This is a genomic window from Streptomyces sp. NPDC055025, assembly GCF_053608565.1.
Genome location: NZ_JBSGVS010000021.1, coordinates 1 through 11641, shown reverse-complemented (window position 1 = coordinate 11641; position 11641 = coordinate 1). Strand labels below are relative to the sequence as shown.

Annotated in this window: 9 protein-coding genes; 4 read left to right on the top strand and 5 right to left on the bottom strand. The window is 71.8% G+C overall.

What is annotated here, in order from left to right:
* Positions 1–6: 6 nt before the first annotated feature.
* Both ACWGDX_RS15145 and ACWGDX_RS15140 read right to left on the bottom strand, forming a co-directional pair.
* Positions 7–2106 carry an FAD/NAD(P)-binding protein gene (locus ACWGDX_RS15145; RefSeq protein ID WP_453625711.1) on the bottom strand — a complete coding sequence of 700 codons (2100 nt, stop codon included), beginning with the start codon at positions 2104–2106 and terminating at the stop codon, positions 7–9.
* Between the two features lie 447 nt (positions 2107–2553).
* A complete protein-coding gene (locus ACWGDX_RS15140) occupies positions 2554–3846 on the bottom strand; it encodes a DUF5685 family protein (protein WP_453625709.1) in 1293 nt (430 codons plus the stop codon).
* A 278-nt stretch (positions 3847–4124) separates the two neighbouring features.
* On the opposite strand from ACWGDX_RS15140, the gene ACWGDX_RS15135 reads away from it, so the two are divergent.
* Positions 4125–4559, top strand: coding sequence for a cell division protein SepF (locus ACWGDX_RS15135; protein WP_453625707.1), 435 nt, complete (start codon positions 4125–4127; stop codon positions 4557–4559).
* Positions 4560–4602: 43 nt separating this feature from the next.
* On the opposite strand, the gene ACWGDX_RS15130 is transcribed toward ACWGDX_RS15135, so the two are convergent.
* Together ACWGDX_RS15130 and ACWGDX_RS15125 are read right to left on the bottom strand one after the other, a co-directional pair.
* Positions 4603–5826, bottom strand: a complete 1224-nt coding sequence (locus ACWGDX_RS15130; RefSeq protein WP_453625705.1) for an acyl-CoA dehydrogenase family protein — start codon at positions 5824–5826, stop codon at positions 4603–4605.
* 149 nt (positions 5827–5975) lie between these two features.
* Entirely contained in the window at positions 5976–7760 is a 1785-nt protein-coding gene (locus ACWGDX_RS15125) for an MFS transporter (protein WP_453625703.1), read from the bottom strand.
* Positions 7761–8187: 427 nt separating this feature from the next.
* Between ACWGDX_RS15125 and ACWGDX_RS15120 the strand changes: the two genes are divergently transcribed.
* Entirely contained in the window at positions 8188–9168 is a 981-nt protein-coding gene (locus tag ACWGDX_RS15120; RefSeq protein ID WP_383033930.1) for a phosphatase PAP2 family protein, read from the top strand.
* Between the two features lie 203 nt (positions 9169–9371).
* On the opposite strand, the gene ACWGDX_RS15115 is transcribed toward ACWGDX_RS15120, so the two are convergent.
* A complete protein-coding gene (locus ACWGDX_RS15115; RefSeq protein ID WP_453625701.1) occupies positions 9372–9587 on the bottom strand; it encodes an I78 family peptidase inhibitor in 216 nt (71 codons plus the stop codon).
* A gap of 794 nt (positions 9588–10381) precedes the next feature.
* On the opposite strand from ACWGDX_RS15115, the gene ACWGDX_RS15110 reads away from it, so the two are divergent.
* Positions 10382–11173 (top strand): hypothetical protein, encoded by a 792-nt coding sequence (locus ACWGDX_RS15110; protein WP_453625699.1) that lies wholly within the window; start codon positions 10382–10384, stop codon positions 11171–11173.
* Positions 11170–11601: a hypothetical protein gene (locus ACWGDX_RS15105; RefSeq protein ID WP_453625697.1), complete on the top strand. Its 432-nt coding sequence runs from the start codon at positions 11170–11172 to the stop codon at positions 11599–11601. Before ACWGDX_RS15110 ends, ACWGDX_RS15105 begins: the two co-directional genes overlap by 4 nt.
* Positions 11602–11641: the final 40 nt, after the last annotated feature.

Genomic DNA, 11641 nt, shown 5'->3' with positions numbered 1-11641 from the left:
CGGGCTCTACCTTTCGGCTTCGGACGGGCCGCTCCGGGCTCGTCCGGCGGTTGAGGACACGGCGTGCGGACCGTCCGGCGGCACGGGGCCCGGACCCTCCGGCGGCGCGGTGTGCGGCCGGCCGGTGGCGGACACGGGCCCGGCGCGGAAGGACAGTTCACCGAGGAGGGTGAGCGCGGCCCGCGCGGTCGCGTCGTTCTGCCGGAACGCCGGTCCGCCGGTCCGGGGCCGGGTGAAGGCCCCGCTGGAGCGGGCGGTGGTGTACGGGCCGAGCGCGAAGCGCCGGGGATGCGGACGCCCGTCGCGCTCCACGAGCCGTCCGTCGCCGGGGTCGACCCTGACCAGACCGGCCCCCGCGGTGACGGCGGCCCCCTCCTCGTACAGCGCGCGCAGCAGCGGACTGCGGGTGCGCTCCGGCGAGGGGTCGGGGAGCCGGGCCTCGACCAGGGCGCGTGCCTCGACGTACGCACCGGGCACCCCGGCGCTGCGGGCCCGGAAGACGCCCTGCCGCTCATCGGCCTCGACCGTCATGTCCGGGCCGAGGAAGCGGACCACACCGGCCCGCGAGAGCGCGAGCAACTGGCGCAGCCGGGGGCCGGGCGGGCCCGAGGCGAGATAGCTGAAGAAGCCGTGCCACCGGTCGTCCATGTCCCCGAGGTCGCCGAGCCGGATGAGCTGCCCGTAGACCGAGAGGAGCCCGTAGAAGACGGCCAGGTCCGCGCTGTGGGACGGATCGTGCCTGCGGACGAGATCGGCGGTGATGTACGCGCGCAGCGCGGGCTGGAGGGCGTCGTACGAGGGGAAGCGCACCCCGTCCAGCGGCCGGTCGAGGGCGGCCAGATCGAGCCGGTCGGCGGGGTCGGGTACGGCGCCGGCGACCAGGGCGTCCAGCTCCGGACTGCCGGGGTCGGCCGCCGCGTACTTCTCCTCGAAGTCGGTCCAGCCGACGCGGGTGCGCTCGGAATGGGCGCTGAAGAGCCGGTGGTAGTGGGCGAATCCGAGTTCCTTGTCGATCAGCGGCCGCAGATCGCGTTCGTAGTCCGGCGGGCCCGGTCTGCTCAGCAGTTCGTCGATCTGCGCGGGTCCCAGGAAGCGGGGCAGCGGGGCCCGTTCACCGTCCGGCCCGTAGCCGATCTTGGAGTGGTACGGGACTCCGCGCCGCGACCCGACGTAGAGGACCGGTTCCCGTCCGGAGGGGTGGTACACCAGCTCCCCGCCGCCCTCGCCGCCGGCGCTCCCTCCGCCGGCGCTCGTGTCGTCGGCACCCGCGTCGTCGGCGCTCCCCGAGTACCGTCCGCCGCGTCCCTCGGTCAGAAGCACCATCAGATCGACGAAGGCGAGTCCGAAGCCCCGGACGAGTACGGCTTCACCGGCGGGCAGTTCGGAGAGATCGCTGTCGGCGGTGAAGTCGGGCGGCAGGTGGATCAGCCGGTGGCGCCGCGCGAACGCCCGCAACTCCCGCTGGCGCGCGTCGGGTTCGCCGTCGAGATGGCCGAGGGTGAGCACGACGAGATCGGCGAGCAGCGGCTCGGCGCGGTCCTCCAGCCAGACACGCTGGCGTCCGCCGCGCGGGCCGCTGACCCGCAGCGCGTGGGTACGGTGCCGATGAAGTGTCACACTTGGTGGCAGGGCGGCCACGGTCTGTTCGTACACCCAGCTCAGATAGGCGCTCTGCACCTGTCTGCTGGGAAAGCTCTGGCCGGTCAGCGCGGTTATCGCCGCCCGGAGTCCCGGCTCGGCCCGCTCGGAGTCGGCGGGCAGCGGTATCCGGCCCTCCCGCACCTCCCGGGCCCACTCGTGCAGCGCGGGTCCCGGCCGTACAGGCCCGTCCAGGACGACCGATTCGTCGGTGTACATCGTGACGTCCTCGGCCATGGAGTTCATCCACAGCAGCGGTGACTGGTCACGGCGCCAGATCCGCCCGGCGCCCGGCGGGTACGGGTCCACGAGATGGATGTCCAGCGGCAGTCCGCCGTACAGGGACGGCGCGTTGGCGGCGAGCCGCTCCAGAAAGCCCGTGCCGCGCGGACCCGCCCCGATCACCACGAGGGAGGGAGTTACGGCCGGAGGACGGGCAGTACCCGACGACACAGGTGACACAGGCATGCGAAGGCTCCGTGGATGCGGTGATCGAACACGGGATGTGCCTTCACAGACAGCGCGGGCGGACCGAGCCCCTCAGCGGGATCCACCACGACTCCGAGGCTAAGCGGTGTGTACGGCCCGTTGTCAAGCTCGTCCGGACTGTGAGCCCGCGGTCTCCCTCGGTTGACGTGGAAACGGATGCCTGTTCCACTTGGCCCATGAATCGGCAGCAGTGGCTGGTCACACGCTCCCACATCGACTTCGGTCGAGTGTGGTCCTCTTCCTGTTGAGCTGACACCCTGCACGGCCCCGCAGTCCCGGCGCTCACGCGCCGTTCCGCGTGCCTTCACACACAGAGCGTCACGCTCGACCCCCCTCGCCCCGCGTTACACCCCGGTTCCCGTCACCCACCGTTCCCAGCCGTCACCGTTCTCCGCCGTCACCGTTCTCCGCCGGAATCGACCGTTCTCAGCAGTCACAACCGCAGCAGTCACAGCAGTTGCCGTCACAGTCGCAGTCGCGGCAGCAGCCCTCCCGCTTCTTGCGCGACCACGGACCCTCGTACTCCTTCGCGCAGCACAGCTTGCAGGTGCAGCACAGCCCGACGAAGACCGCGCAGCCGGCCCAGAAGCCGCGTCTGCCGGGCCTCGGCGGCTCCGGCACGGGGCCCGGCATCCCGCCAGGGCCACCGGGCCCGCCCGGTATGCCCGGATGTCCGCCGCCGTAGGGATTGTTCGAGCCGTAGGGCCCGTACGCTCCCGCGCCCTGGCCCGCGTACGGGTTGCCCTGCGGGGGCGGACCGCCCGGACCGCCATGGCTGTCGCGCCCCTCGTACGCGTGGTGCGAGCCGTTCCCCTCGCGTGTGGTGTGCCCTTCGCGCCGGCCGTGATCCCCGTGGCCGCAGACCGTCGTACCGAAGGCGCGGTCGACGGACACGCGCAGTTCGTGCGCGAGCAGCACATGGGCCAGCCGGTCGTCGGTGAAGTCCGCGTCCCGCAGCGCGAGCCTGATCCCGCGCACCGCGTCGTCCGCGAGCCGCCGGGCCTCCGCCTGCGAGGTACCGGTCGCGGTGAGCGGGTTCCAGGCACCCGACGCCTCGTCAGCTCCCTGGTCCTCCACGGCGTCCAGCAGATGCGCGAGCCGTCCGAAGAGCCGGCCGGCCTCGGCGAGCGGCGCGCTGTTGCCGGGTCTGCCCGCCAGTACGGCGGTGTGCGCGAAGGCGGCGGCCGTGGCGGTCTCGGTCGGTTCCGTGACGGTGAGCAGCGGGGTGCCCGGACCGGCCAGCGCCTCGATCTGCGGCTGCCGGTCGACCGCGTCGACCAGCACCGCCGTGTCGAAACCCAGCTCGGCGCCGGTCCGCGCGCCCGCCCGGTCCCAGCCGGTGGCGACCTTGCGCGCGGCGGCGGCCAGCGGCCTGCGCTTCAACAGCCCGTCCCGGTCGGCGATGTGGTCCCGTACCTTCGCCGAGGCCAGCACCAGGGAGACGGCGGCGGCCAGACGCGCGCCCTCACCGCGCGCGACCGGCGCCGTCCGCATACCGCGCAGCGGGCAGGGTCCCGCCGTCCGGCGCCGCCCGTCGGTGCGTTCGAGCTGAGCCTCCGTCAGAACCGAGACGATCAGCCCGTCGTAGTTGGTGACGATCCTGGAGAACTGACCGTGGTCCGAGCGAAGTGCCAGGCAGAGGCCGCAGAGATGGGCCATCCACTCGGTCTTGAGACCGTCGGTGAGACGGTGAGAGCACGGTCTGACGATTCCGAACATGACTGACCCCCCGAAAAGTCACCCGATGGTGCGCGGGGCATCGTACCGGGCACTCCGTTCACCCGTACGTCCCCAGCATCACCCATCTGGCCGGAAGTTCATATTTTGCACCTCGTCAGGGCCCCTACGCTGGAAGAACCTTGACGAACCGCCACATCTTCTGCACCAGTACCGTCACGAATCGCCTGCGCGCCGACTATCCCCTTGGCGCTCAATCCGCATCATGGACGACCATAGGGGCAGGGAACGACATGTGACCGCGGTGAAAGGAGGCGTCCATGGGATCGGTGCGCAAGGCGAGCGCCTGGCTGGGCCTCGTTGAGGACAACGACGAGCGTTACTACGACGACGAGTACGCCGAGAGTGCGGAGAACGGCGACACCTGGAAGACCGATCCGCGGGTGCGGGTCGTCTCCCAGACCGCCCAGGAGCGTGACCGCAGAATCGCCACCGTCTCCCCGGAGAGCTTCCGGGACGCCCGGAACATCGGCGAGCTGTTCCGCTCCGGTGTCCCGGTCATCATGAACCTCACCGCCATGGAGGCCTCCGACGCCAAGCGCGTGGTGGACTTCGCCGCCGGACTGATCTTCGGACTGCGCGGTTCGATCGACCGGGTCGCCACCCGGGTCTTCCTGCTGAGCCCGGCCGACACGGAGATCGTCACCGGCGACTCGGCCGGCCGCCCGCAGGACGGCTTCTTCAACCAGAGCTGAGCAGGGCGCTCATCGGTTCACCGAGGCGCGCGCCTCACCGGGGTCACCGGAAGGCGTCAAGACCGGTGAGCGCCTTGCCCAGGACCAGCTGATGCATCTCGACGGTGCCCTCGTAGGTGAGCACCGACTCAAGATTCGTCGCATGGCGCATCACGGGGTACTCCAGCGAGATCCCGTTGGCGCCGAGGATCGTCCGCGCGGTCCGGCAGATCTCGATCGCCTCCCGCACATTGTTGAGCTTGCCGAAGCTGATCTGCTCGGCGCGGAGCCGGCCCGCGTCCATACGCCGCCCGAGATGGTGGGCGAGCAGGATCCCCTTGTGCAGTTCGAGGGCCATGTCGGCCAGTTTGGCCTGGGTGAGCTGGAAGCCGCCGATCGGCCGTCCGAACTGCTCACGTGAGACGGCGTACCGCAGCGCCGACTCGAAGCTGGCGCGCGCGGCGCCCATCGAGCCCCAGACGATGCCGTACCGGGCGTGGCTCAGACAGCTCAGCGGGCCGCGCAGTCCGGTGGCACCCGGGAGCACGGCGTCGGCGGGGAGCCGTACGTCGTCGAGGACCAGCTCACTGGTGACCGAGGCCCGCAGCGACCACTTGTGCCCGATCTCGGGGGCCGAGAAGCCCGGGGTGTCCGCGGGGACGAGGAATCCCCTGATACCGCCGCCGTCGCCGCTCCCGCCGCCGTCACCGCCGTCGGTCCTCGCCCAGACGACGGCGACACCCGCCACCGAGCCATTGGTGATCCACATCTTGCGGCCGTTGAGCACCCAGTCGCCGCCGTCGCGCTTGGCGTACATCCGCATCCCGGCCGGGTCGGAGCCGTGGTCGGGCTCGGTGAGCCCGAAGCAGCCGATGATCTCGCCCGCCGCCATCCCGGGCAGCCACCGCCGCCTCTGCTCCTCGGAGCCGTAGCGGTGGATCGCGTACATGGCGAGCGAGCCCTGGACGGAGACGAGCGAGCGGATCCCGGAGTCGGCGGCCTCCAGTTCCAGACAGGCGAGCCCGTACTGGACGGCGGTGGCGCCCGCGCAGCCGTAGCCCGTCAGGGACATACCGAGCGCGCCGAGCCCGCCCAGCTCCCTGGCCAGCTCCCGGATCGGCAGCTCGCCGCGCTCGTACCACTCGGCGATCCCCGGCAGCACCCGGTCCGCGGCCCAGGCGCGCACGGTGTCGCGGATCGCCAGATCCTCCGGGCCGAGCAGATCGTCGATACCGAGGGGGTCGCCGGGGTCGAAGGGCGGGAGCTTCGCGGCGGACGGTGCGGACACGGAAGGACCTCCGGCGGCTCATGGAACGCGGACCGGCACAAACTAGCAGCGCTAGCATGCCACCGCCCTCGCCGGACCCGGCCAGGACCCGGCACCGACCGGCCCCGTCCCCGGCGAACCGGCCCGGCCCGTCCCCCGGCGAGGGGACGCTAACCGCGTCCGCGGCCCGCCGGGAGAGGAGCCCCGGTGGCGGCGCGGGGATCCGCACGCGGATCGGCACGCGGATCGGTCCGCGGGTCGGCACGCGGGTCCGTCCGTGGGTCCGAGGAGGCGTGGGGCTCCGGTGTGCCGCTCGGGCGGGACCCACGCTGCTCCGGTGGCTTACGGAGCTGCGGCGCCCGCGTCCTCGGCTGTCCCGGCTGCTGCCGGCGGGGCTCCGGAACCCCCTCGGCGGCGGGCGCCGGGCACTCCATGGTCCTCGGCAGCCGCAGCGCGGCCAGCGCGCCGAGCAGCAGCAGTCCCGCGCTGACCAGCAGCGTGACATGCAGCCCGTGCACGAACGACTGGCGGGCGGCGGTCCGCAGGGTGGCCCCGGCGGGCCCGCCGAGCCGGGCCGCCACCTGATACGCCTCACCGAGCGAGTCGGCCGCGGCCGAGCCCGCGCCCGCGGGAACGCCCCTGACCGAGGAGACCGCGGGCGCGTACGCCGCGTTCATCACACTGCCGAGCAGCGCGATCCCCATGCCCGCGCCGAGCTGGTACGACGTCTCCCCTATGGCTGCCGCCCCGCCCGCCTGATCGGCGGGAGCCTCGCTCAGCATCGACTCGTACGCGCCGAAGAGCGTGGTCTGGAGTCCGAAGCCCAGCAGGACGAAGCCCGCGGTGAGCAGACCCGGCCGGTCGTGCTGGCCCATCAGGACCAGCAGCAGCACGGCGACCGCGGTGAGGACGAAGCCCCAGGACACCATCCGGCGCGGCCCGAGCCGGCGCAGGGTGGCCGATCCCGTGATGCCCGCGGCCATGGCGGCGAAGGTGAGCGGCAGCAGCCGCAGTCCGGTCTCCAGCGGGCTGAGCCCCAGCACGAGCTGGAGGTACTGGACCGCGATCAGCTCCAGACCGACCAGGGCCAGCATGGCGAGGACGATGCAGCCGACGGAGGTGGAGAACGTGGGCCTGGCGAACATCCGCATGTCGATCAGCGGATGCTCGCGGCGGCGCTGTCTGCGGACGAAGAGGATCAGCAGGGCCGCGCCCGCACAGAGCGGGCCGAGCGTCGCGAGGCCCAGCGACCCTTCTCCGGCGCCGAGGCGCTTCACCCCGAACACCACCCCGAGCACCCCGGCCGCGGCCATCAGCGCGCCCAGTACGTCCCAGGGACCGTCACCGCAGCCCTTCGACTCGGGCAGCAGCACCCGGCCCAGCGGCAGCAGGACCGCCAGCAGCGGGAGATTGATCAGGAAGACCGAGCCCCACCAGAAGTGTTCGACGAGGAAACCGCCGAGGACCGGGCCGACGGCGGCCCCGACGGCCGCGACGGCCGTCCAGACACCGATCGCGACGGCCCGCTCCCGCCGGTCGGGGAAGACGGCCCGCAGGATGGAGAGCGTCGCGGGCATGATCATCGCGCCGCCGACACCGAGCAGGGCGCGTGCCCCGATCAGCACCATGGGTGAGCCGGCGAAGGCCGCGAGGGCCGAGGCCGCCCCGAAGAGTCCGTAGCCGATCAGCAGGACGCGTCTGCGCCCGATGCGGTCGCCGAGCGTGCCGAACAGGATCAGCAGCGAGGCGCAGACCAGCGGATACGCGTCCACGATCCAGAGCAGCTCGACACCGCTGGGCCTGAGGTCCCCGGTGACGGCGGGCACGGCGACATGCAGGACCGTCGCGTCGAGCGCCACCAGCAGCAGGCTGACACAGAGGACGAACAGGACAACCCAGCGGTTGGCACCGGCAGCCGCGCGCAGCCGCGCTCCGGCCGTGGTGGTCCCGGACATCTGAGTACCTCCCAATGCGTCCCTCGCGCTCGGTGGGCCGACGGGGACATGGGTCCCGCGGGGCGGCCCGGCATCGACGGGCGAGTGAGCCGACAGCGTACGCGAGTGAACGCGAGTGACGCGTGGTGGATCACTCACCGTCCCGACCAGGCAGTGTGGCGTACGCCACGCCGCACCGGCCAGGACCGCGGGCCCCGGGCGTGCGCGAGCGGCAGGGAAATTCTGTGCGACGCCACGGTGAACTATTTCTGTTCTGCAGAAAGACAGTTCCCGGAAGGGTGTGTCGGTGAATAGGGCCGAAGGTCACTTGGATTTTTCGGAACCACCCCGAATAAACGGTCCTTCGAGGCGTACTCCACATCACATCGTCATCACGAAGGGACGTGATGGACCGGTTCACTCACTCACTCGCTGTAACGTCCATTGTGTGCGTACCGACATCTTTGCCCGCCTGGACCGGGAGCCGGAGCCGCCGAAGATAGAGATCCCGCGGATGAGCCGCACCCGCACGGCTCTCTTCGGCGGGACATTGGCGTTCTATCTCGCCATCGTCGTCGCCGTGCTCGTCACCTCCTCACTGGTGACCCTCGACTGGAAAGTCATGCTGTTCCGGCCCTATCAGCAATGGCCGGATCTGCATGCCTTCCTCGACTACTTCGTGGTGCTCGGCCAGCGCGGCCCGACGGCCGTGATGATCGCGGCCTGGCTGGGCTGGCGCTCCTGGCGCCAGCACACGGTCCGCCCCCTGCTGGCGCTCGGCACCGCCCTGCTGCTGCTCAATGTGACCGTCGGCGCGGTCAAGCTCGGGCTCGGCCGGCTCGGCCCCCACTACGCGACCCGGATCGGCTCGGCCGAGCTGTTCGCGGGCGGCGATATATTTCCTTCGGGACACACCGCCAACGCCGTCGTGACCTGGGGAATCCTGGCCTATCTGGCCACCACGCCACGGGCCAGGCGCTATCTGTCGGTCCTGTCGGCCGTGGTGGCGCTGGGCGTCGGCGCGACCACCGTCTACCTCGGTACGCACTGGCTGAGCGATGTCCTGCTCGGCTGGGCCGCCGGTCTGCTGATCCTGCTGGGACTGCCCTGGTTCGAGCCGCTGATCGGCCGTGCGGAACCGGCCATTCTCTCGGTGCGCGACCGCTGGCTGGACAGCCGTCGCCGGCTCCCGGCCGCCCCGGTCGCGGCCGGCGGCCCGAGACCCGCCCCGGTCCCGCAGGGCGCCTCCCCTCAGGGCGACGAACCCCCACGCGAGTCCATCGGAGCAGGTCACAGTCGCGCCGTGAACGCACGGAGCACCACGCAGCTCACCCAGTCCCGGCCGTACGCGGTGCGCTCCGAGCGCACCCCGACGGCTCCGGCGGGCAGCCGCCGCCCGCCGAACTCCCGGCCGGTCACGGGCGGCTGAGAGCGGGCCGGGGACGGTACGCACAGCCCTCCCTCGGCCCCTTCCGCCTCCCCGGCGCAGACGAAGGCCCCGGCCACCAGGCCGGGGCCTTCGTACGTGCACGGGACTTCCCTGCGCGGGGCCCTGCACGGGCCCCGCGCGGGGCAGCGGGCCGGGGCGGGGAGCCGGGGCAGGGTGCGGCGGGGCGGGGCGGGGCGGGTGGCTCAGCCGAGCCAGCAGCGGATGACCCTGCCGTCGTCGACCTCGAAGTTGAGCCGGCCGGCCACGAACTCCATCGTGATGATCGCGCCCGGCGGCAGGCTTCTGACCGTTGTCCAGCCGCGTCTGCGGGCCCGCCTCTCGGCGCTCTCGGCGTCAAGTCCGACATAGGACTCGGGGGCGTCGTCGGGCTGTCGGTGCTGACTCGGTATCGGTGCCATAACACTCACCGTAGGCGCCGCCGGGCGGTGAAGGAAGCCGGGCGGATACCGGCACAGGGCGCTTCCCGTCTCTCAGCGGTCACGCTTGTGTCACAGGATCACGCGATCGGCCGAACGCCAACAACTTCACTCTTACGGGCAGTTCGCGGTCCGCCCCGAAGTAATTCCATGAGCCCGAAGATCACATGAATTGCGCCTTCTCGAATTCGCCACGGCGGACGGCGCACGGGGCCTCCGGACGGAATTGACGGGGTGTGGAGAATTCACGATTTCCCCGCACAATCCACCGGGCGGCCACATGTCCCTCCGGGCACACCCGAGGGGCGCGGTCCCAGGGGACGGCGGGTGGTGCCGCCCTCGGGGTCACATCGCGGCGGACATGCGCGCGGGGTCCGGTCGTACGGCCACTGCCGCGGCCGGTGCCACGCGGCCGCGGCTCGGCCCCGGCGCACGGAGCGCGGACCCAGGACCGTACGGCCACACGCCAGGGCCGCACCGCCGGCGAGCCCGGTCCACCGAAGCAGCAACGAGTTTCAGCCACCCCATTGGTTCACTGATTTCCCGATTTGTCGACCTGTACATCTACTGACCTGCGGTTCCGTGGACCGGGCCAACTTCCCTACACCCGACGGGTGTTGGCATGGGATGACTCGTTCCGGAGCCCGTTCGGCCCTTTGCGCCGGATGGTTCGATTCCGTACGTATCCGCGCGTGACCCGGGCCACGGCTCGTCCGTTGTCTTCTTTACGAGCCGGGAACAGCCCGGCCCCACGCACCGAGTTCGAGGAGCCACCCGTGCCGCGCATGCTCGACGTCAGCGAGGACGTACGCGCCGAGATCGGCGACGAAGAAGCCGACCGGCTGCTCGCCGGCGAGAACTCCCCGGGAAGCTACGACTGCACCTCCTGCCGGACCCCAGGCGACTCCGAGCAGGAGCGGACCAGCACCGTGCTCTTCGTCGGCGAGGAGACCGCCGTTCTCGCCTTCGCCCACGCCACCTGTATCCCCTCCCAGGTCGTCCAGGTCGCCGAGGAGCAGCTCCAGGGCGCGGTCCGCTCCATCACCGGCGGCGAGCAGCCGGAGAGCTCCCGGCCCGGCCCCGGCGCCGGCGGCGGCCAGGCCGTCCTCGGCGTCACCAGCGGACTGGTGCTGATCGAGGGCGATCTGCACCCCGCCCTGGTCGTCGAGCCCACCGCGCCGATCGCCCGTCCCGGCTCGGACACCACCACCGACGAGTTCCTCACACTCCTGATCGAGCAGGGTTTCCGGCCCGTCTCCGATCTGAACACGCTGCCGGGCGCCCTTCCCGGCTGGTCGGTGCTGCTCGCCATGGGCCAGCTCCACGCCGTGCTCCAGCCGGGCACCGGCGGTGGCAGCCCGGTCGCCTGGTGGCAGGCCCATCAGCCGCTCCAGGTCACCGAGGGCTGGCGTGCCGCGGCCAACAAGTCGCACACCGTACTGGTCTTCGCGGCGCCGGTGGGCTCCATCGGCCAGCAGCCACGGGAGGACCTGCTGCGGGACGCCCTGGAGAAGGCCGCGGCCAACGGCCGGCTCGTCGCCGCCGCGATGCCCCTGGCCGGCACATGAGCGAGGCCTCCAGCACCACGCTCCGGCTGCTGCTCCGGCAGCCGGCGGCGAATTCCCAGGACAGCAGGCCGCATCCGACGGATGAAAGGGTCGTTGGCTCCTATGTGCACTCATACGACCCCTCCCGCCAGCAGTACCAGAGTCAGATCCCGTCCATGCGCCCCGCGCAGGACGTAGTGGACGGGTTCTCCACGACGCCGATCTACGACGCGCTGTACTCGGAGTTCCGCCGGTCCTTCAGGGCGCTGCCCGGCGATCGGAGCAATGAGGAGAATCTCGGGTTCACGGCCTTCGGCACCGGGCTGCACGCCGCTCACGGGGGGTACGGGCACACGCCCTACCCGGGCTCCTGGCAGCGCGACCCCCGGCAGCCCGCGGGACGCCATACCCCGGCGGCCCTCCCCCCGGGGCCCCGCAGGGGCGTCTGACCGCCGGAAGCGGTGGGGCCCGGCGCGGAAGATCCCGCGC